This is a genomic window from Micromonospora sp. WMMB235 (assembly GCF_001855515.1).
In the GTDB taxonomy this organism is placed as follows: Bacteria; Actinomycetota; Actinomycetes; order Mycobacteriales; family Micromonosporaceae; genus Micromonospora; species Micromonospora aurantiaca.
Genome location: NZ_MDRX01000001.1, coordinates 6220159 through 6240778, shown reverse-complemented (window position 1 = coordinate 6240778; position 20620 = coordinate 6220159). Strand labels below are relative to the sequence as shown.

General features: G+C 75.5%; 17 protein-coding genes. 8 read left to right on the top strand and 9 right to left on the bottom strand.

The window, feature by feature from the left end:
* The first annotated feature begins 118 nt into the window (after positions 1-118).
* The 3 genes from BFV98_RS27915 to BFV98_RS27905 are packed head-to-tail and all read left to right on the top strand — an operon-like array spanning position 119 to position 4956.
* On the top strand, positions 119-1174 hold the full coding sequence (locus BFV98_RS27915) for a MoxR family ATPase (protein ID WP_013287615.1): 1056 nt from the start codon (positions 119-121) through the stop codon (positions 1172-1174).
* Between the two features lies 1 nt (position 1175).
* Positions 1176-2474 carry a DUF58 domain-containing protein gene (locus BFV98_RS27910; protein ID WP_030271900.1) on the top strand — a complete coding sequence of 433 codons (1299 nt, stop codon included), beginning with the start codon at positions 1176-1178 and terminating at the stop codon, positions 2472-2474.
* 16 nt (positions 2475-2490) lie between these two features.
* On the top strand, positions 2491-4956 hold the full coding sequence (locus tag BFV98_RS27905) for a DUF3488 and transglutaminase-like domain-containing protein (RefSeq protein ID WP_013475775.1): 2466 nt from the start codon (positions 2491-2493) through the stop codon (positions 4954-4956).
* Positions 4957-5722: 766 nt separating this feature from the next.
* Here BFV98_RS27905 and BFV98_RS27900 read toward each other — a convergent pair.
* The 9 genes from BFV98_RS27900 to BFV98_RS27860 all read right to left on the bottom strand — a co-directional run bounded on the left by BFV98_RS27900 (position 5723) and on the right by BFV98_RS27860 (position 16257).
* Positions 5723-6124 (bottom strand): DUF3040 domain-containing protein, encoded by a 402-nt coding sequence (locus BFV98_RS27900; RefSeq protein ID WP_013287618.1) that lies wholly within the window; start codon positions 6122-6124, stop codon positions 5723-5725.
* A 115-nt stretch (positions 6125-6239) separates the two neighbouring features.
* Positions 6240-7499 carry a DNA polymerase IV gene (locus BFV98_RS27895; RefSeq protein WP_071098316.1) on the bottom strand — a complete coding sequence of 420 codons (1260 nt, stop codon included), beginning with the start codon at positions 7497-7499 and terminating at the stop codon, positions 6240-6242.
* A 102-nt stretch (positions 7500-7601) separates the two neighbouring features.
* Complete coding sequence (locus BFV98_RS27890; protein ID WP_071098314.1) at positions 7602-8777, bottom strand: alkaline phosphatase family protein; 1176 nt, start codon at positions 8775-8777, stop codon at positions 7602-7604.
* Entirely contained in the window at positions 8774-9505 is a 732-nt protein-coding gene (locus tag BFV98_RS27885; RefSeq protein WP_013475772.1) for a methyltransferase domain-containing protein, read from the bottom strand. Before BFV98_RS27885 ends, BFV98_RS27890 begins: the two co-directional genes overlap by 4 nt.
* Before the next feature lie 31 nt (positions 9506-9536).
* Positions 9537-9716, bottom strand: a complete 180-nt coding sequence (locus BFV98_RS27880; protein WP_013287622.1) for a hypothetical protein — start codon at positions 9714-9716, stop codon at positions 9537-9539.
* 96 nt (positions 9717-9812) lie between these two features.
* Entirely contained in the window at positions 9813-13163 is a 3351-nt protein-coding gene (locus tag BFV98_RS27875; protein WP_013475771.1) for an error-prone DNA polymerase, read from the bottom strand.
* An 18-nt stretch (positions 13164-13181) separates the two neighbouring features.
* Entirely contained in the window at positions 13182-14855 is a 1674-nt protein-coding gene (locus BFV98_RS27870) for a DNA polymerase Y family protein (RefSeq protein ID WP_030271896.1), read from the bottom strand.
* On the bottom strand, positions 14852-15613 hold the full coding sequence (locus BFV98_RS27865) for a hypothetical protein (protein WP_013287625.1): 762 nt from the start codon (positions 15611-15613) through the stop codon (positions 14852-14854). Before BFV98_RS27865 ends, BFV98_RS27870 begins: the two co-directional genes overlap by 4 nt.
* A gap of 140 nt (positions 15614-15753) precedes the next feature.
* Complete coding sequence (locus tag BFV98_RS27860; RefSeq protein WP_013287626.1) at positions 15754-16257, bottom strand: SAV_6107 family HEPN domain-containing protein; 504 nt, start codon at positions 16255-16257, stop codon at positions 15754-15756.
* A 545-nt stretch (positions 16258-16802) separates the two neighbouring features.
* Here BFV98_RS27860 and BFV98_RS27855 point away from each other — a divergent pair.
* From BFV98_RS27855 to BFV98_RS27835, 5 genes are all read left to right on the top strand, one after another.
* A complete protein-coding gene (locus BFV98_RS27855) occupies positions 16803-17291 on the top strand; it encodes a YbaK/EbsC family protein (RefSeq protein ID WP_013287627.1) in 489 nt (162 codons plus the stop codon).
* Positions 17288-18016, top strand: a complete 729-nt coding sequence (locus BFV98_RS27850; RefSeq protein ID WP_071098313.1) for a monooxygenase — start codon at positions 17288-17290, stop codon at positions 18014-18016. Before BFV98_RS27855 ends, BFV98_RS27850 begins: the two co-directional genes overlap by 4 nt.
* Positions 18013-18567 (top strand): GNAT family N-acetyltransferase, encoded by a 555-nt coding sequence (locus tag BFV98_RS27845; RefSeq protein WP_013287629.1) that lies wholly within the window; start codon positions 18013-18015, stop codon positions 18565-18567. The genes BFV98_RS27850 and BFV98_RS27845 overlap by 4 nt, the downstream gene beginning before the upstream one ends.
* Before the next feature lie 117 nt (positions 18568-18684).
* Positions 18685-19491 (top strand): carotenoid biosynthesis protein, encoded by an 807-nt coding sequence (locus BFV98_RS27840; RefSeq protein ID WP_030271894.1) that lies wholly within the window; start codon positions 18685-18687, stop codon positions 19489-19491.
* On the top strand, positions 19488-20615 hold the full coding sequence (locus tag BFV98_RS27835; RefSeq protein ID WP_030271892.1) for a glycosyltransferase family 2 protein: 1128 nt from the start codon (positions 19488-19490) through the stop codon (positions 20613-20615). The genes BFV98_RS27840 and BFV98_RS27835 overlap by 4 nt, the downstream gene beginning before the upstream one ends.
* Positions 20616-20620: the final 5 nt, after the last annotated feature.

Here is a 20620-nt window from a genome sequence, read left to right as displayed (position 1 = left end):
TGGTTAGCCTGAGATACCAATGAGATTTCTGCGGCAGACGAGGCTCGGCGTCGCGAACCCAACGGCGGGTCCAGGTGCTCTATAAAGAGCTGCCGTCCAGGCGACGAGGAGGAGGCCCGTGACACAACAGACCTGGGACGAGGTGGGCGGTCTGCTGCCGCACGACGAGTTCCGCGCCGCCAGCGAGGCCATCGTGGCCAACATCGAGCAGGTCATCGAGGGCAAGACCGCCACCGTCCGGCTCGCCCTGGCGGTGCTGCTGGCCGAGGGTCACCTGCTCATCGAGGACGTGCCCGGCGTCGGCAAGACCAAGCTCGCCAAGGCGATGGCCCGGTCCATCGACTGCTCGGTCCGGCGGATCCAGTTCACCCCCGACCTGCTTCCCAGCGACGTCACCGGCGTCAGCGTCTACAACCAGGAGACGCACGACTTCGAGTTCCGCCCCGGCGCGGTCTTCGCCAACCTGGTGGTCGGCGACGAGATCAACCGGGCCTCGCCGAAGACCCAGTCGGCGCTGCTGGAGTGCATGGAGGAGCGGCAGGTCACGGTCGACGGGGTCACCTACCAGTTGCAGACGCCGTTCATGGTGATCGCGACGCAGAACCCGATCGAGATGGAGGGCACCTACCCGCTGCCCGAGGCGCAGCGCGACCGGTTCACCGCCCGCATCGCCATGGGCTACCCGGACCCGCGCGCCGAGCTGGCCATGCTCGACGGGCACGGCGCCACCGACCCGCTGCCAGGGCTGCGGCCGGTCTCCGACGCGGCCACCGTCCGCCGGCTGATCGGCCACGTCCGGCAGGTGCACGTCGCCGACGCCGTCAAGCAGTACGCGATCGACCTGGTCACCGCCACCCGGGAGGCGCCCGACCTGCGCCTCGGCGCGTCCCCCCGGGCCACGCTCCAGTTGCTGCGCACCGCCCGCGCGGTGGCCGCCCTGGAGGGCCGCGACTACGTCCTGCCGGACGACCTCCAGGTCCTCGCGGTGCCGGTGCTGGCGCACCGGATCATCCCGACCGCCGACGCGCAGCTGGCCCGGCGCACCACCGACGCGATCGTCTCCGAGCTGGTGCACCGCCTGCCGCTGCCGCACGACCGGCAGCGGTCGCCGTACGACACCCGCCCCGGCGGCGGCAACAACGGCCGCGGGCCGTACGAGCCGCGGAGGCCGTGACGTGCGCGACGGCCTGCGTGGGCTGACCACCCGCGGCCGATCCTTCCTGGCGGCCGCGGTGGCCGCCGCGATCTCCGCCGGCATCCTCGGCGAGAAGGACCTGCTCCGGGTGGCGGTCCTGCTCGCCGTGCTGCCGCTGCTGGCCGCCGCATACGTCGGGCGCAGCCGGTACAAGCTGGCCTGCAACAGGTCGCTGGAGCCGCACCGGGTGCCGGTCGGCGCCAGCTCCCGGGTGGTGCTGCGGCTGCAGAACCTGTCCCGGCTGCCCACCGGCACGCTGCTGCTGGAGGACCGCCTGCCGTACGCGCTGGGCAGCCGGCCCCGGGTGGTGCTGGAGCGGCTCGGCGCGCACCAGGCCAGCTCGGTGGCGTACACGGTCCGCGCGGACGTGCGCGGCCGCTACGAGGTGGGGCCGCTGGTGATCCGGCTGACCGACCCGTTCGGCCTGTGCGAGCTGACCCGGTCGTTCCCCAGCACGGACCACCTCACGGTGATCCCGCAGGTCACCCCGCTGCCGTCGGTCCGGCTGCCCGGTGAGTACGCCGGCAGCGGCGACAGCCGGGCCCGCTCGGTGGCGGTGCACGGCGAGGACGACGCCGCCACCCGGGAGTACCGGATGGGCGACGACCTGCGCCGGGTGCACTGGAAGTCCACCGCCCGCACCGGTGAGCTGATGGTGCGCCGCGAGGAGCAGCCGTGGGAGAGCCGGGCGACGGTGGTGCTGGACACCCGCGCCGCCGGGCACCGGGGCGAGGGCCCGACGGCCAGCTTCGAGTGGGCGGTCTCGGCCGCCGCCAGCATCGCCGTGCACCTGCGCGAGGCCGGCTACAAGCTCCGGCTGGTCACCGGCAACGGCGCCGACGTCGGTGCCGCCGAGGCAGGCGGCGAGGGACTGCTGCTCGACCACCTCGCCGACGTGCACCTGGACCGGCGCGGCGAGATCACCACGCTGGTGCAGCAGGTCCGGCAGCGGGCCGACGGCGGTCTGATCATCGCGCTGCTCGGCACGCTCGGCACCGCCGAGGCGGAACTGCTGGCCGGGCTGCGCGGCAACGGGGCCACCTGCGTGGCGTTCCTGCTCGACAGCAACACCTGGCTCAACCTGCCCCCGAACGCCCGGACCGAGGCGGAGCGGGCGCACGGCGCCGCCGCGCTCGCGCTGCTGCAGAGCGGCTGGCGGGTCATCGGGGTGGAGCACGGCACCCGCCTGCCGATGCTGTGGCCGCAGGCCGGGCGGGGCTCGCAGGGCTTCGCGCTGCGGGCGGCCATGGCCGAGACGGTGGCCGGCGGACGACGATGACCGGAGGGATGGTCCTGTGACCCCGCACCGCAACATCGGGTTCGTCGCCGCGGCGGCGACGCTGCTGGCGGCGGCCCCGCTGTCGGCGATCTTCGAACGCTGGACCTGGCTGATCCAGGCCGCCGTCGTGGTCGCCGTGGTGGCCGGCTCGGCCGCGTTGAGCCGGCTGGGCCGGATGCCGCTGTGGGGGCAGGTGCTGGCCATGCTGGCCGGGCTCACCCTGGGCCTGACGTGGGTCTTCCCCGGCGGCACCGAACTGCTCGCGTTCGTACCGACCCCGGCCACGTTCGCCCACTTCGGCGACCTGCTCCAGACGTCGTTGCAGGACATGCGCTCGTACGGCGTGAAGGTGCCGGACGTCGACTCGCTGCTGTTCCTCGCGGTGCTCGGCATCGGCGCGGTCGCTGTGGTGGTGGACGTGCTCGCGGTCGGGTTGCGCCGTCCGGCGCTGGCCGGCCTGCCGATGCTCGCCATCTACTCGGTGCCGGTCGCGGTCTACGTGGACAGCGTCCCGGCCACCCCGTTCGTGGTGGGCGCCGCCGGTTACCTCTGGCTGCTGGTCACCGACAACGTCGACCGGGTACGCCGGTTCGGCCGCCGGTTCACCGGCGAGGGCCGCGACGTGGACGTCTGGGAGGCGTCCCCGCTGGCCGCGGCCGGACGGCGGCTCGCAGTGGTCGGCGTGATCGTGGCGGTGGCGCTGCCGCTCGCAGTGCCCGGGATGACCGGCGGGCTGCTGAACAACGTCGGCGCCGGGCCCGGCGACGGCAGCGGGCGGCCGGGCCAGGGCGGCAGCTCCGGCCGGGTCGACCTGTTCGCGGCGCTCAGCGGCCAGCTCAACCAGAGCGAGGAACTCGATCTGGTCAAGGTCAGCACCAACGAGACGACGCCGTTCTACCTGCGCCTGGGTGTCGTCGACGACCTGCGCCCCAGTGGCTTCCAGGCACGCGTGCCGACCGGGCGGCCGATCACCCGCCCGCTGCCCGACCCCGGGGAACGCGCCCCGCGCGGCGTCGACCAGCAGCGCTACCGCGCCACGGTCGAGGTGACGAAGAACCTGAACATGCCGTTGATGCCGGTCTACGCCGAGCCGGTCAAGACCGACGACCTCAACGGCAACTGGCTGTACGACCCGAACCAGCAGGTCGTCTTCTCCAACCGGGACAACGCCCGCGGCAAGAGCTACTCGTTCGACTACGTACGGTCCACATTCAGCCCGGCGGCGCTGCGCGCGGCCCCGTCGCTGCCCTCGGACAGCCCGGTGATGCGGCAGCAGACCGAGCGGCCGTCCGTCCCGGCCGTCGAGGAACTGGTCGCGCAGCTGGTCAAGGGCAAGTCGAACGACTACGACAAGGTCCGGGCGATCTACGACTACTTCTCCGTGGAGAACGGCTTCACCTACGCGCTGTCCACCCGCAACGGCAGCAGCGGCGAGGACATCACCGACTTCCTCGCCACCAAGGTCGGCTACTGCCAGCAGTACGCCGCGGCGATGGCCTGGCTGGTCCGGGCCGCCGGCATCCCGGCCCGGGTCGCCGTCGGGTTCACCAACGGCAGCAAGGCCGACAGCGGCACGTACGTGCTGACCAACCGCAACCTGCACGCCTGGACCGAGGTCAACTTCAGCGGGATCGGCTGGGTGCCGTTCGACGCCACCCCGGCGGCGGCCGTGACGGGCTCGGTCCGCTCGGCCTGGGCGCCGGACATCGACGCCCCCGAGGAGGTCACCCCCTCGACCGGCAGCACCAGCGCTCCCGACGCGGCCGGCCCGTCGGCCGGGCCGAACGAGGCGGACCGGCTCGACAAGGACACCGACCAGGGCCTGACGCTGAACCAGGGCGGCCCGGCCGAGGAGAGCCCGGTCTGGCCGTGGTGGCTGGCCGGTGCGCTGGCGCTGCTGGCGCTGCTCGCCGTACCGGCCCTGCGCCGCTCCGCCCTGCGCCGCCGCCGGCGCGTCCGGGCGGTCACGCCCGCGGCCACCGCGCTGCCGGTGCCGGGCCAGCGCGGCGAAACACGGCAGGTCGTCGTCGGTGTGGACGCCGAGGCGGCCCGCGCCGACGCGCACGCCGCCTGGGACGAGCTGCTCGACACGCTCGTCGACTTCCACGTCCGGGTGGACCGCACGGAGACCCCACGGGCCACCGCCGAGCGGCTGGCCCGGGAGGCGCTCGCCGAGAGGGGGGACGCCGCAACGGGGGTACGCCTGCTCGGCCGCGCCGAGGAACGAGCCCGTTACGCCCGTGACCCGCTGACCGACACGGAGTTGCAGCCGGCGCTGCGTACGGTCCGGGGCGCGCTGGCGGCGGGCGCGGACCGCCGTACCCGGCTGCTGGCCGCGCTGCTGCCCCCGTCGGTGCTGCAGCGTTGGCGTACCGGCCTGGCCGAGCGGTCGGCGAGGGTGGTCACCACGAGCGGCCAGGTCCGGCAGCGCATGTCGCGCTGGAGCCCGCGCCGCCTCCTGGCCCACCGCCCCGCCCGCTGACCCCCGCCCGCCCCTCCCTCCCCTCCCCGTCCCGCCCCGCCCCTCCCACCCCCACGGCGTTGATCAAGGAGTTTGTGTCCAAATCCAGCCCTGCTGAAGACACAAACTCCTTGATCACCGCTTCTGGGCCGGATGCGCCCGAGATCTTGGTACGAAATGGCCCCCATAGGGGCGCTTTCCTTCCAAGATCTACGGCGGCTCCCGGGATACGGGAAGCGAATCCCGCCTGCCGAGCGAGCAGGGGCTGATCAGGCGAGCTGGGCACACCGCCCCACCTCGGCGATCTTGCAGTTTGTGCCCGGGTGAACGGGACATTCTGGGCACCGCTCTGGCCGAAAGTGCAAGATCGCGGGTGAAGGGCGGGTGTGCGCCTGCTGGTGAGCGGCGGGGAGGTGCTCGCCGTGCGCTGAGGCGGGGAGGCTTGGGCACGAGGGGGTGAGCTGCCCTGCCGCGACCCGGGCGCGGTGCACATGCTCACGTGGCGGGGCGACCCGGGCGCGGTGCACACGCTCACGTGCGGGGCGGCCCGGGCACCATGTGCTGACGGAGGCGCCGGCGGTGTGCAGAGGAGGCGGACCGCCGGGGGCGCGCCGAGCGGCGGTCCGGACGGTGAGTGGCGGACGGTGGGACCGATTGCGGGCACGGTTGAGCGCGGGCTCTCGCCCGCGTTGCCACGGCGACCGGCAGCAGGTCGCCCCGGCGGCGCTTGCCGGCCTGTTACGGAGGCGCCGCCGGTTTCCCGCCCCGGGTCAGGGGCGGGACGCGGTCAGCGGTGGCCCTCCGGGCGCTGCCGCCAGCGGTCCTCCATCCGGTCGAGGAAGGAGCCCCGGCGACCACCACCACTGCGGCCACGGGGACGACGCCGGCTCGTTGTGCCGCCGACCACGTGCAGGTCGGGCGACTGGGATCGGCGGTGCGACTGCACCGCGTAGCCCAACGAGCCCAGCATGACGACGAAACCCGCCACGGCCACCGCGGGAATCTTGATCACGGCACCGTAGATCAACAGGGCCAGACCAGCGACGACCACGCCGGCAGCGACGAGCACGCGACGCCGCGCGTGGAAACGCGGGTCGCTGGCGCGCACGGCCGAGGCGAACTTGGGGTCCTCGGCAAGCGACCGCTCGATCTGCTCGAACAGCCGCTGCTCGTGCTCCGAGAGCGGCACGGCACTCCTCCCCGGTCACGTTGGTCGGCCCGGGCGGGCCGACAGACCGTGGCAGCCAACCGGCTGCTTACCCGCAAGTCTACGAGGGCCCCCGCGCGTCGGAAAGCGGGACGACCTACGGCCGGGTCGGTTTTTCGACTTGTCGTGTATCACGACGGCCGAGAAGACTGGCCGGACCTATGACGGACCGCCCGAATCGGGCAGCCGCCGCATCGGCCGCCGCCTCCGCCTCGCGCCAGCCGCGCTCGGGCGCACCCAGGGTGAGCTGCTGCGGGGTCTCCCCTGCGGGGGCGAGACCTTCCATCCGGACCCCGACCAGCCGAACCGGCTCGCCGGGGGCCAGCGCGCCCCACAGCGCCCAGGCCGTGTCGAACATCTCCCGGGCGGTGTCGGTGGGCACGGCGAGCGTGCGGGAGCGGCTGATCGTCCGGAAGTCGGCGAAACGGACCTTGAGCGACACGGTACGGCCCACCTGCCCGGCCGCCCGCAGCCGAGCGCCGGCCTTGTCGGCGAGCGCGAGCAGGGACCGCCGGATCTCGTCCGGGTCGCTCACGTCGGTGTCGAACGTGACCTCCGCGCCGATCGACTTCTCCACCTGCTCGGGCGTGACCCCGCGCGAGTCACGCCCCCAGGCCAGCTCGTGCAGGTGGGCGGCGGACGCCTCGCCCACCGCCCGGCGCAGCAGGCCGGCCGGTGCCTCGGCGAGGTCGCGTACGGTGCGCAGACCGAGGCGGCGCAGCGCGTCCGCGGACCGCTCCCCCACGCCCCACAGGGCGGACACCGGCAGCGGGTGCAGGAACTCCAGCACCCGGGCGGCCGGGACCACGAGCAGGCCGTCGGGCTTGGCCCGGGTGGAGCCGAGCTTCGCCACGAACTTGCTCGGCCCCACGCCCACCGAACAGGTCAGCCGCTGTTCCTCGGCGACCCGGCGGCGGATCAGCGCGGCGATGTCGGCGGGCCGGCCGAACAGCCGTCGGGCGCCCGCCACGTCGAGGAACGCCTCGTCCAGAGACAGCGGCTCGACCAGCGGCGTGACGTCTCGGAAGATCCGCATGACCGCCCGGGACGCCTCGGTGTAGGCGGTGAAGTCGGGCGGGAGGTAGACCGCGCCGGGGCAGAGCGCCCGGGCGCGGGCGGTGGGCATCGCGCTGCGGACGCCGTACCGCCGGGCCTCGTAGCTGGCGGAGCTGACCACGCCGCGCGGGCCGACGCCACCCACCACGACCGGCCGGCCACGCAACTCGGGGCGGCGGCGCACCTCCACGGAGGCGTAGAACGCGTCCATGTCGACGTGCAGGATGGTGCAGCCGGTGTCGTCGGCGTCCGGCCCGAAGCGGGGGTCACCGCCTCGGGGCAACGACTGGCTGCGGCCCATGCCAGCAGGCTAGCCCGCCGGTCCGACAACCCCACCGCCCGCCGACCCCGCACGAGGCGGGGCCGACCCGGACCCGCGGCCACCAGCACGGACGAACCGGGATCAGCCCCGGACCACCAGCAGCGGGACTGTCATCTCGGCGGCGGTGTCCGCGCCGTGGTACGCCACCAGCCGCGACGCCATCGGCGGTTCGGAGCGGGTGGCGACCACCGCGTACGTGTCCCGGCAGACCACCACCACGTCGCCGATCCGGGTCAGGTGTGCCTCGGGCACCGGCCCGAACCAGCCGGTCGTCACCGCCTCGGCCCGGGTCAGCACCTGCGCGGCCGGGCCCAGCACCTCGGTCCAGGCGGCCACCACGTCGGCCTCGGCGCCCGGCTCGACGTGCAGGTAGCGGACCCGGGGCTCACCGGCGACCACCCGTACCCCGGCGCGCAGCCGGGGGTCTGTGTCCAGGTCCATCCGGTGCCCGGCGGGCACGTCGAGCTGGCCGTGGTCGGCGGTGACCAGCAGCGCGGCGTCCGGCGGCAGCCCGTCGACGAGCCGGGCCAGCAGTACGTCCACCTCGGCGGCGGCGGTCCGCCAGGGCGCGGAGTCGACGCCGCTGAGGTGCCCGTGCCGGTCCAGGTCGGGGTGGTAGCCGGAGACCAGTGCGGGCCCGTCCCCGGCGGCAAGCGCCGCCAGCATCCGGGCGGCGAGCGCGTCGACGCCTGCCGCACCCCGGTAGTCGCCGCCCCGGTTGGCGGCGAGCGTGAGGCCGCTGCCAGCGAACTCGGGTCGGCTGACCACAGTCACCGCGACCCCGGCGGCGCGCGCCCGCTGGTACCAGGTGGGCACCGGCTGCCAGCTCGCCGGATCGGGGTCGCCGGTCCAGTCGACGTGGTTGAGCACCCGATCGGTGCCGGGCACCCGGACCGTGAAGCCGAGCACGCCGTGCGCGCCCGACGGGGTGCCGGTGCCGAGGCTGACCAGGCTGGTCGGGGTGGTGGACGGAAAGCCGGTGGTGAGCGGTCGGCCGACGGTGGCGGCGAGGCCGGCGAGCGTCGGGGCGTACGGGGCGGCGGTGGGGATCTGGTACCAGCCGAGGCCGTCGACGAGCAGCACCGCGATCCGGCGTACCCCGGCCAGGCGCGGGGCCAGGCCGAGCCGGTCGGTCGCGCCCGGTACGCCAAGCAGCGCCAGCGCGCTGGGCAGCACGTCGATCAGGCTGCCGCCGTCGTAGCGCGGCGCCACCGGGTCGAGCGGACCGGGCGTCGGATCGGGAGCCGGGCCGGTCATGCCGGGCGGCGGGCGAACAGGTGCAACTGGGCGGCTAGATCCCGGTACGGGGACCGGGCGGCGAGGGCACGCTCCAGCTCCACCAGTGCGGCCTGCTGGCCGTCGGCCACCGCGGCCGGGAGCAGGTCGGCGAGCACCCGTACCCCGTGGATCTCCTCCACGACGAGGCCGGCGGCGGTGAGCAGCGCGCTCGCGTCGGCGGCGTCGTAGCGGCGGCGCAGCGTGTCCCGGCCGCCGGTGGTGCCGTGCGGGTCGGCGGCGAGCGCGGCGGCGGCGTCCAGTTGCCCGTTCATCGCCCGGCCGAACACGGCGGCGGCCCGGCCGGCGACCAGCACACTCGCCGCACCATCCGGGCGCAACGCGGTGACCAGCGCGGACATCACCGGTTCCGGGTCGTCGACCACCTCGAGGACGGAGTGGCAGAGCACCAGGTCCACGGTGGCCGGCTCGACCAGGCCGGTGAGCGCGTCGGCGTCGCCCTGCGTCGCGCGTACCCGATCGGCGACCCCGGCCTCGGCGGCCCGGCGGGTCAGCGCGGCGAGCGCGTCGGGGCTGGCGTCGACCACTGTGACCCGGTGACCGGCCTCGGCGAGCGGGACGGCGAAGCCGCCGGTCCCGCCGCCGACGTCGAGCACGGAGAGTCGTTCGCCGGCCCGCCGGTCCAGCTCGGCCCGGAGCACCGACCAGATGACGGCGGTGCGGGGGGTGAGGGTTCGGATCTGCTCCACGCGCCGAGCCTAGTCACCCCCCGGCCCGGGTTCAGGACTCGCCGCCGCCGGCGGGGTCGTCCTCGGCGCGGGAACGCTGGTGGTTGGCCACCGGGCCGTCGGTCACCTGGTATTCCCGCGGCTCGGCCTCGTGGGTGGGCGCCCAGTCGGCGCCGAGGCGGGTCCGTCGGGCGTTCGCCACGCCACCGGCGTTCGTGCGGTGAAAGGTCATCGGTTCATCCCCCATACCCCGGGTGGGCCACTCTGCCCACCCGCGTCGGGAGTCTCCCGCCTCCGGCTCGGAGAAACCGTAATGTGGATCACTCCATCAACGGAAATCCCTGGATGCCGGTGTGACGGGGGGCTCGATCGCGTCCAGCCGGTCCGCGGTGAGGTTCGTGACGCCCTCGTGCCGCTGCAGCCGGCCCCGCACCACAAGTGCTCCGCTGGTGCGGGCGACTCGACGGTATCTCTGCCACAACCCCGGGGAGCAAGTGACATTGAGCATCCCGGTCTCGTCCTCCAGGTTGAGGAACGTGACGCCGCCGGCCGTCGCCGGGCGCTGCCGGTGGGTGACGATCCCGCCGACCCGGATCCGCTGCCCGGGTGGCACCTGGCCGAGGCGGGCGATCGGCACCGCGCCCAGTTCGTCGAGGCGGTCCCGGATGAACCGGGCCGGGTGGCTCTCCGGGGACAGGCCGGTGGCCCAGACGTCGGCGACCAGGCGGTCCACCGCGGCCATGCCGGGCAGGGTGGGCGGGTCCGCGCCGGTCACCGTGCCGGGCAGCCGGCCGGGCCGGTCCTGAGCCGCCGCGCCGGCGGCCCAGAGGGCCTGCCGCCGGGTCAGCCCGAAACAGGCGAACGCGTCGGCGGTGGCCAGCGCCTCCAGCTGCGCGGCGGTGAGACCGACGCGGCGGGCCAGGTCCGGCATGTCCCGGTACGGCCCGTGCGCGGCGCGTTCCGCCTCGATCCGCTCGGCCACGTCCTCGCCGAGGGTACGGACGCTGCCCAGCCCGAGCCGTACCGCCGGGCCGCCCAGTCCCCAGGCGTGCGGCGGCTCGCCCGGCACGCTGCCCCACCGGGTCTCCGGGGTGGACTCCAGCACCGCCTTGGCGCCGCTGGCGTTGATGTCCGGCCGGCGTACCTCGACGCCGTGCCGGCGGGCGTCGTCGGCGAGCGTCTGCGGCGAGTAGAAGCCCATCGGCTGGGCGTTCAGCAGCGCGGCCAGGAACGGGCCGGGGTGGTAGCGCTTGAGCCACGAGCTGGCGTACACCAGGTAGGCGAAGCTCATCGCGTGGCTCTCCGGGAAGCCGTAGCTGGCGAACGCGGTGAGCTTGCGGTAGACGTCGTCGGCCAGTTCGCCGGTGATGCCCCGCTCGGCCATCCCGGCGTAGAGCCGGTCGGCGATCTGCGCCATCCGCTCCACCGACCGCTTCGCCCCCATGGCCCGGCGCAGCTGGTCGGCCCCGGCCGCGTCGAACCCGGCCAGGTCGATGGCGAGCTGCATGAGCTGCTCCTGGAACAGCGGTACGCCGAGCGTCTTCTCCAGCGCGTTGCGCATCAGCGGGTGCGCGTACGTGACCGGCTCCTGGCCGTTCTTGCGCCTGATGTACGGGTGCACCGAGCCGCCCTGGATCGGGCCGGGCCGGATCAGCGCCACCTCGACCACCAGGTCGTAGAACTCGCGCGGCTTGAGCCGGGGCAGCGTGGCCATCTGGGCGCGGCTCTCCACCTGGAACACGCCCACCGAGTCGGCCCGGCAGAGCATGTCGTAGACCTCGGGGTCGTCCAGCGTCATGTCGCCCAGGTCAAGGCGGGAGCCGATCAGGTCGTAGCCGTAGTGCAGCGCCGAGAGCATGCCGAGGCCGAGCAGGTCGAACTTGACCAGGCCCACGGCGGCGCAGTCGTCCTTGTCCCACTGGAGCACGCTGCGGCCGGGCATCCGGCCCCACTCCACCGGGCACACCTCGATCACCGGCCGGTCGCAGATCACCATGCCGCCGGAGTGGATGCCCAGGTGCCGGGGGAACGTCTGCAGCTCGTTGGCGTACGCGACCACCTGCTCCGGGATGTCCGCCACGTCGACCGCGGCGACCGAACCCCACCTGTCGATCTGCTTGCTCCAGGCGTCCTGCTGGCCGGGTGAGAAGCCGAACGCCTTCGCCACGTCCCGCACCGCCGACCGGGGCCGGTACGAGATGACGTTGGCGACCTGGGCGGTGTGTTCCCGGCCGTAGCGGGCGTAGACGTGCTGGATCACCTCCTCCCGGCGGTCGGACTCGATGTCCACGTCGATGTCGGGCGGGCCGTCGCGTTCCGGGGCGAGGAACCGTTCGAACAGCAGCCGATGCCGGACCGCGTCCACGTTGGTGATGCGCAGCGCGTAGCAGACCGCCGAGTTGGCCGCCGAGCCCCGGCCCTGGCAGTAGATGTCCTGCGCCCGGCAGAACGCGACGATGTCGTAGACCACCAGGAAGTAGCCGGGGAAACCGAGGTCTTCGATCATCCGCAGCTCGTGTTCCAGCTGCGCGTACGCCTCCGGGTGCGCCTCGGGCGGGCCGTAGCGCTCGCGGGCGCCGTCCATGGTCAGCCGGCGCAGCCAGCTCATCTCGGTGTGCCCGGGCGGCACCGGGTACGCCGGCAGCCTCGGCGCCACGAGCTGAAGGTCGAAGGCGAGTTCCGCGCCGTACTCGGCGGCCCGCGCCACAGCGCCCGGGTACGCGGCGAACCGCGCCGCCATCTCCGCGCCGCTGCGCAGGTGGGCGGTGGCCGCGGCGGGCAGCCAGCCGTCGATCTCGTCGAGGCTGCGCCGGGCCCGGACCGCCGCCACGGTGGTGGCCAGCCGACGCCGTCCCGGGGTGGCGTAGTGCACGTTGTTCGTGGCGACGGTGGGCAGCCCGGCCGCGGCGGCCAGGTCGGCGAGCGCGTCGTTGCGGTCGGCGTCGACCGGATGGCCGTGGTCGGTCAGCTCCACCGCCACCGTCTCCGCGCCGAACAGCGCGGTGAGCCGGTCCAGTTCCCGGGCCGCCGCGTCGACGCCCTCGGTGAGCAGCGCCGCGGGCACGTGCCCCTTGCGGCAGCCGGTGAGCACCAGCACGTGGTCGCGCAGCTCGGCGGCGAGTTCCTCCAGCTCGCCGTAGACCGGGCGGCCCTTCTCCCCGCCGCGCAGCTGGGCCCGGGAGATGGTGGCGGCCAGGCGCGCGTACCCCTCGTGGCCGTGCGCGAGCACCAGCAGGTGCCGGCCGAGCGGGTCGGGTTCGCCGTTCTGCGGGCCGGGCAGCCCGAGGGACAGCTCCGCGCCGAAGATCGTCGGCAGCCGCAGCGCGCGGGCCGCCTCGGCGAAGCGCACCACGCCGTAGAAGCCGTCGTGGTCGGTGACGGCGAGGGCGGTGAGCCCGAGCCGGGCCGCCTCCTCGGCCAGTTCCTCCGGGTGGCTGGCCCCGTCGAGGAAGCTGAAGTTGGAGTGCGCGTGCAGCTCCGCGTAGGGCACCACGCCGTCCGGGCGGGCCAGCTCCGGCGGCCGGTACTCCTGGCGCTTGCGGCTCCAGGCCGGTGAGTCGCCGCCGTCGGCGTCGACCGCGAGCGGGTCGACCACGTGCAGGTGCCGCTCGCCCCCGGCCCGGCCGGAGAGCACCTGCTCCAGCTTCGACCAGGGCATCTTCGGGTTGTGGAAGCTCACCCCGCGCTCCCCCGGCGCTCAGTCATAGATCGCCTCCACCAGCCACTGCCCGCCCTCGACCGCGAGCAGCAGGGCGGCGCCGTCGGCCAGGCTCACCTGGAACCGGGCCCGGCGGCGCGCCTCGGCCGGCGCCCACCAGCGTTCGTCCACCGGCCACGGGCCGGCCCACCCGGTGATCTCGGCCGGGCGGCCGTCGCCGACTGTGAGCCGGGCCGGCGCCGCGCTGACCGCCAGCCGGGCGCTCACCACGACCGGCTCCCCGGCGGCGTCACGCACGTCGGCCGGCAACGGGGTGGGCAGCACCACGGCCGGCGACGGTGGCGGAATCCGCCCCGGCCACGGCGGCTCGGCCACCGCCCGGCCCCGCCCGGCCCGTCGCCCCGCACCACCCCCGGCGGGTACGACGACAGGGGCGGACACGGCACCCGGAGCGGCCCCGGCGGGCGGCAGGGGTGGCGGGCCGGGACGTGCGGGCGCCCGCTCGTCGCCCCACGGGACCAGGCGCACCTGGTCGGCCGGGGACCGCCCGCCGCCGAGCACGGCGGTGACCACCGCCTCGGGGCCGAGGATGCCCTGCACCCGGCTGAGCGCCCGGTGCGCCCGCTCCCGCTCCTCACCGGTCTCCCCCCACAGCCCGGGTTGCAGGCCCGCCTGGGCGAGCACCCCGTCCGGCACCAGTCGCAACCGGACGATCCCGGCGGTGGGCCGGGCCGGACGCGTCCCGCCCCGGCCGTTGCTGCCGGAGAGCCAGCCGTCGAGCTGCCAGCGGACCCGGTCGGCGATGGCCGCGGCGGTGAGCAGGCCGTCGTGCCGCCAGACCCGGTGCAGCTCCTGGCCGTGGGCGGTGACCGCCTCGATGCCGAGGCGGGTGCAGGCCAGCCCGTACCCGGCCAGCCGTTCGTGCAGCCGCTCGGCGAGCATGCGGGCGGCGAACGCGGCGGCGTCGACCCGGTCGACCGGCTCGTCGTAGTCGGCGGTGACGGTCAGGTCGGCGGGCGGCTGCCGGACCGCCAGCGGACGGTCGTCCCGGCCACCGGCGAGCCGGTGCGCCAGCGCCCCGTCGAAACCGAACCGGGCAAGCACGTCCCCGGCCGGCAGCGCCGCGAACTCGCCGAGGGTACGGACGCCGAGCCGGCGCAGCAGGTCGGCCAGCGCGGGCCGGCCGAGCGCCTCGACCGGCCGGGCGGCCAGGAACTCGCGGGTGCCGCCGGGGGCCACGATCCGGCCCTCCCGGGCGGCCAGCCCGGCCGCGAACACCCCGTCGGCGATGCCGGCCTGGCTCTCCACCGCGCAGCTCTGCGCGACGTGCTCCACGATCCGCTCGGCCGCCGCCTCCTCACCGCCGAGGTAGCGGCTCGGCCCCCGGGCCGCCGTCGCGCAGGCGCCGGGCCGGATCACCTCGACGCCGGCGACCACCTCCTCCACGGCGGCCACCACCGGCTCGAACGCCCGCACATCCCGGCCGGGGTCGTGGTCGACCACGGTGAGGTGCGGGCAGCGCCCCTGCGCCTCGCGGCGGCGCAGCCCGCGCCGGATGCCCTCGGCGCGGGCCCGCTCGGAGCAGGCGATCACCCGGTTGGCGTGCAGCACCACGACCGGGTCGGTGGCGGGCACCCCGTCGACGATCTCGGCGGCGAGGACCGGCCAGTCCGGGCACCAGAGCAGCAGCGTCCGCTGCGGTACGCCGCTCACGCCGGACCGGCCGCGGCGAGCGTACGGGCGGGTGGGGCGACCACGCGCAGCCGGCGCGACGGCGCGGCGGACGGGGCGCCGAGCCCGGCCGAGCGGGGGATCACCCGGGTCAGCTCGTCGCCGGGCAGCCACACCTTGATCTCCTTGGGACGGGCGGCGGCGCCCCGGCCCCGGGCCGAGACGGTCACCTCGCGGCGGCGCAGCCGCCCGCGACCGGCGCCGAGCCCCTGCCAGACGCCCCGGACCACCTGGAGTGTGACGTCCGCGCCGTCCCACCGCCCGTACGGGACGAGCACGCTTCCGCGCTGCCGGGCGCGGGCGGCCAGCCGGGTGGCGACCGAGGCGGAGACGGTGGCCGGCACGGCGGTGACCACCACGTCGACCCCGTCGATGAGCGCGGCGACCACCGTGGGCCACTCCGGGCCGGGGTCGGGCACCAGGGCCAGCCGGTCCAGGGCGATGCCCGCCTCGGCTGCGGCGCCCGCCCCGAATGTGGGTACACCGACCACCGCGCACCACGAGCCGGCCCGGGACGCCTCGGCGAGCAGCGCGAGGATCAGCGAGGTGGCGCCGCTGCGCCGGGGCTGGCCGGCGCCGACCGCCACGGTGCTGCCACGCCGCAGACCGCGGTTGGGCAGCAGCCCGGTCAGCTCGGCCCGGACGGGCAGCACCCGGTGACCGCCGGCCGGGTCGGGCGCGCTCGCCGGACGGACCAGATCGGCCAGGGCGGCGGAACCGACCACCATGCGGCCCGCCATCGGACCAACCCCCCGTCGTGTTTCGCCACGGGCCTCGCCCGTGGATGGTGCTGTGGATCGTGTCGTGCGCGGCACGCGTGTGCCGTGGGTGCGGCGCCCGGCCACCCGGGGTCCCGCCGGTGGTGGCCGGGCGCCACGAATCAGGCGGCGGCTGCTCCGGGCCGGGGCGGTGAGTCGGAGGCGCCGAGCCGCAGCGGGCGGGGCAGGCCGTCGAGTGCCGGCTGGTGCGCCAGGCCGAGGGCGGTCTCCACCACCGTCACGAACTCCTCGGCGGCGCGCAGCAGGTCGTCGGCCTCCCGGGCGGTGACCACGCGGGGGATGCCGGCCTCGGCGGCAGCCCGCTTGCTCGCGCCGGCGGCGAAGTAGGCAGCCCACTCGTCCAGCTCGGGGGCGACGGTGGCGAGCAGCACCCAGACGCTGGTGATCCGGTGCCGGCGGGTGGGCGCGGGACGGGCCCGGGCGGCGAGCACGGCGGCGGCGGCGCGCAGCGCCGCCAGGTGGGCGGCGGCGTACCGGAGGCCGTCGGGGCGGGTGCGGGCGGCCTCGGCCAGCCCGTCGCGGGCCACCGCGAGCAACTGGGCGGGGGTGCGGTGCGGCAGCACGTGCGCGGGCACCGTGGGCGCCTGGGCCGGACTGATCGGCATGGGTCTCTCCTCCGCGTGTGGCCGGGGCGGGCGGTCGCGCGACGGGGAACGTCGCCCGGTCGCCCGGAGCGGTCGGTGCGGAGGAAGACGCACCTTTCAGGTGGCGGCCGGCCGGATGTGGACGCTTCCCCACACCCACACCCGGCCGGCGTGCCGGCGGGTCCGTCGCCCGCCGCCCGGGGGTCGTGGGCGGCGGGCGACGACCTGCCTGACGGGCCCGGACTCGCGACTGTCCGAGACCCGGTGCGGCCCGCGGTGCCGCACCTCCCGGAAGCCGGTGCCGCGAAACACCGCTTCCGGAGCGTTCGACGAGTGCGCGACCGGCTCGGATCAGGCCGGGCCAGCCGGGGAGCTGAGCCGCTTGCCGTTCGGGTCGAACCGAACGTCGAGCGAACCTGACTTCGAGCCGGAATCGAACACTCGTTCTAACTACCCTGACAGTACACCTCCCCACCGACGAAAACGCAACGTGTGACGCGCCGGGGACGCACGGGAGGGCGACGGCCCCCGGCGAGGCCATCCCGGGGTGGGGGAAGAATGGGTACATGCAGCCACACCCGAACGTGCAGGCGGTGCAGCGCGCGCTCGACGACGCGGGCGCGCGGAACGGATCGGGCGAGGCCAGCCTCGTCCGACTGCTGCCCGACGCGGTGCACACCGCCGCCGCGGCGGCCGAGGCGCTCGGTGTCGCCGTCGGCGCCATCGCCAACTCGCTGATCTTCGACGCGGACGACGCGCCGCTGCTGGTGCTCACCTCCGGCGCGCACCGGGTGGACACCGCCGGGCTGGCCGCCACGCTGGGCGTGACCCACCTGCGCCGGGCCACCCCGGAGTTCGTCAAACAGCACACCGGGCAGGTGATCGGCGGCGTCGCACCGGTCGGCCACCCCGCTCCGCTGCGCACCGTCGTGGACACCGCACTGGCCGGGTACGACGAGGTGTGGGCCGCTGGCGGCGTACCCCGGGCGGTGTTCCCCACCACGTACGCGGAACTGCTGCGGATCACCGCCGGCACCCCGGCCGAGGTGGCGTGAACCCCGGACTCGTCACGCTGCACGTGTGGCGTGTGCCCCGCCGGGCCGTACCCGGTGTGCTGGGCCGGATGGCCACCCACCCGGCACGGCTGCGCCGGCTGCCGGGCGTCCGCTTCGCCAAACTGCTCGGCACCGGGACCGGCACCGGCTTCGGCCCCGGCGACGCCGACCTGACCCGGTGGGCCGCACTCGTGGTCTGGGAATCCCCCGCCGACGCGGCCGGCTTCGACGCCTCCCCGGTCGCCCGCTCCTGGGCCCGGATCGCCCGCGCCGCGGTACGGGTGGACCTGCGCCCGCTGACCAGCCGCGGCCGGTGGTCCGGCCGCGAGCCGTTCGGCACACCGTCCGGCGGACGGGTCACCGGGCCGGTGCTGGCGCTGACCCGGGCCCGGCTGCGGGCCCGCCGCGCGGCCACGTTCTGGCGGGCGATCCCGCCGGTCGCCGGCGCCCTGCACGCCGCGCCCGGCCTGCTCGCCCGGTTCGGCGTCGGCGAGGCACCGCTGGGCTGGCAGGGCACTGTGAGCGTGTGGCGCGACCCGGCGGACCTGGTCGCGTTCGCGTACCGTTCCCCGGAGCACCGCGCCGCGATCACCCGTACCCCCACCGAGGGCTGGTACGCGGAGGAACTGTTCGCGCGGTTCGCGGTGGGCGACGTGGTCGGCGACCGTACGGTGCTGGGCTGGGCCGCCGAGGGCGCCCCGGAGACGGCGAGAGGGCACGCATGAGGCTGGTGCGGTGGACACCGGACGACCTGGTCCGGCGGCTGGACGACGTGGTGGCCGTCTACGGCGAGGCGATGGGCTACCGGCCCGACCTGCTGGAGGCCCGCCGCGGCTACATCGCCACCCACGTCCGCCGGCCCGGCTTCCGCGCCGTCGCCAGCCTGACCAACGAGGGACACCTGGCCGGTTTCGGGTACGGCTACCGGGGCGCCACCGGGCAGTGGTGGCACGACCAGGTGCACCGGGCGCTGAACGCGCAGGCCCGGCAGCGCTGGCTGGCCCACCCGTTCGAGGTGGTGGAGCTCCACGTCCGCCCGCCCGCGCAGGGGCACGGCCTGGGCGCCCGCCAGTTGCGCGCGCTGCTCGCCGTGGCCGAGGGCGACACCACGCTGCTGTCCACGCCGGAGGCCGACGAGGAGAAGTCCCGGGCCTGGCGGCTGTACCGCCGGTTCGGCTTCGTCGACGTCCTGCGCCACTTCCACTTCCCCGGCGACGAGCGGCCGTTCGGCGTGCTCGGCCGGGACCTGCCGCTGCCCCCGCCGGATGCCCCGTGAGCGCGAGGAGTGAGCCGGGTTTGCGAGCCCCGCAGTCGCGAACGAAAGGGCGACACCGTGAGCGCGAGGAGTGAGCCGGGTTTGCGAGCCCCGCAGTCGCGAACGAAAGGCGGCACAGTGAAAGCCGCCCGGCTGCCCTGGGCGCTGCTGGCCGTGCTGGTGCTCGCCCAGATCTGCTACCCGCTCACCGGCGGCGCGACCCGGGCCGGGCTCACGGTGGCCACCGTGGTCCTCGGCTGGCTGCTCTCGGTCGGCCACGCGCTGCTCACCCGCGGCGTCCGTACCGCCGTCGCGCTGGTCGCGGTCGTCACCGGCGGCGGGTTCGCGGTCGAGGCGATCGGCGTGGCCACCGGGTTCCCGTTCGGCAGCTACGACTACTCCGGCGAGCTGGGCCCGAAGCTGGCCGGGGTGCCGCTGATCATCCCGCTCGCCTGGACCTGGATGGCCTGGCCGGCCTGGCTCACCGCAGTCCGGCTGGTCCGTTCCCGCATCGCGCGGATCGCGCTCTCGGCGGTCGGACTGGCCGCCTGGGACCTGTTCCTCGACCCGCAGATGGTGGCCGAGGGCTACTGGACCTGGCTCGACGCCACCCCGGCGCTGCCCGGGCTACCCGGCATCCCGGTCAGCAACTACCTCGGCTGGCTGGGCTTCGCGGTGCTGCTCGCAGTCGCGCTGCGCCCGCTCGCCGGGCCGTCGGCGGACCGGGTCGACGGCCGGGACGCCCCGATGTTCGCGCTCTACCTCTGGACGTACGCCTCCAGCGTGCTGGCGCACGCGGTGTTCCTGCGGCTGCCCGCGTCGGCTCTGTGGGGCGCGGCCGGGATGGCGGTGGCGGCGGTGCCGCTGGCGGTGACGCTGTGGCGGGCCCGTCAGGACCGGACCGGCACGCCGGAGCCGGAGCCGCGCGTCGACGCCCCGGCATGATCGCCGCCCTCGCGCTGGCCGTGGCGGTCGCCGCGCTCACCGGGCACACGCTCGTCAACGCGCTCGCCTGGCTGCGCCGCCCGGCCACCGGCCCGGCCGAGGTGGACGAGCCGGTGGCGGTGCTGCTGCCGCTGCGCGACGAGGCCGAACGGGTCACCCCGTGCCTGCGCGCGCTGCTGGCCCAGCGCGGCGTACCGGACCTGCGGATCGTGGTGCTCGACGACGGATCGACCGACGGCACCGCCGACGTGGTCCGCGCGGTGGCCGGTGACGATCCCCGGGTCACGCTGCTCACCGGCGTCGCCCCGCCGCCGGGCTGGCTGGGCAAGCCGCACGCCTGCTGGCAGCTCGCCACCCGTACCGGCCCGGAACCGGCCGTGCTGGCCTTCGTCGACGCCGACGTGGTGCTCACCCCGTACGCGGTGGCGGCGGCCGTGACCGAGTTGCGCGCGGCTGACGCGGCGCTGCTGTCGCCGTACCCCCGGATCGTGGTGCGGACGGCGGGCGACCGGCTGGTGCAGCCGCTGTTGCAGTGGTTGTGGCTCACGTTCCTGCCGCTGCGCGCGATGGAACGCTCGCGGCGGCCCTCCCTCGCGGCGGCGGGCGGGCAGTTCCTGGTCGTGGACCGGGCCGGCTACCTGCGGGCCGGCGGGCACGCGGCGGTGGCCGACAAGGTGCTGGAGGACATCGAGCTGGCCCGGGCGGTGAAGCGGGCCGGCGGGCGGATCGCGCTCGCTGACGGCTCCCGGCTGGCGTCCTGCCGGATGTACGACACCTGGCCGCAGCTGCGCGACGGCTACACCAAGTCGCTGTGGGCGACGTTCGGGCACCCCACGGCGGCGGCGGCCGTGCTGGCGCTGCTGTTCGCGCTCTACGTCGCGCCGCCGCTGCTGGCCGCCGGGGCGCTGCTCGCCGGCGCGCCGGCGGTGGCCGCCGTGGCGTTCCTGGCCTACCTGGCCGGCGTCGCCGGGCGGGTGGTCAGCGCCCGCGCCACCGGCGGGCGGGCGTGGCCCGACGCGCTGGGCCACCCCGTGTCGGTCGTGGTCCTCGGTTGGCTGACCGTCCGGTCGTACCATCTGCGGAAGCGACGCCGGCTCACCTGGCGGGGTCGCCCGGTCACCTAGGAGGG

Coding starts and splice junctions, on each gene's coding strand:
- BFV98_RS27845 (WP_013287629.1), top strand. CDS start 18,013: ATGAGGCTGGTGCGGTGGACACCGGACGACCTGGTCCGGCGGCTGGAC.
- BFV98_RS27860 (WP_013287626.1), bottom strand. CDS start 16,257: ATGCCGATCAGTCCGGCCCAGGCGCCCACGGTGCCCGCGCACGTGCTG.
- BFV98_RS27855 (WP_013287627.1), top strand. CDS start 16,803: ATGCAGCCACACCCGAACGTGCAGGCGGTGCAGCGCGCGCTCGACGAC.
- BFV98_RS27895 (WP_071098316.1), bottom strand. CDS start 7,499: ATGGGCCGCAGCCAGTCGTTGCCCCGAGGCGGTGACCCCCGCTTCGGG.
- BFV98_RS27880 (WP_013287622.1), bottom strand. CDS start 9,716: ATGACCTTTCACCGCACGAACGCCGGTGGCGTGGCGAACGCCCGACGG.
- BFV98_RS27865 (WP_013287625.1), bottom strand. CDS start 15,613: ATGGCGGGCCGCATGGTGGTCGGTTCCGCCGCCCTGGCCGATCTGGTC.
- BFV98_RS27835 (WP_030271892.1), top strand. CDS start 19,488: ATGATCGCCGCCCTCGCGCTGGCCGTGGCGGTCGCCGCGCTCACCGGG.
- BFV98_RS27890 (WP_071098314.1), bottom strand. CDS start 8,777: ATGACCGGCCCGGCTCCCGATCCGACGCCCGGTCCGCTCGACCCGGTG.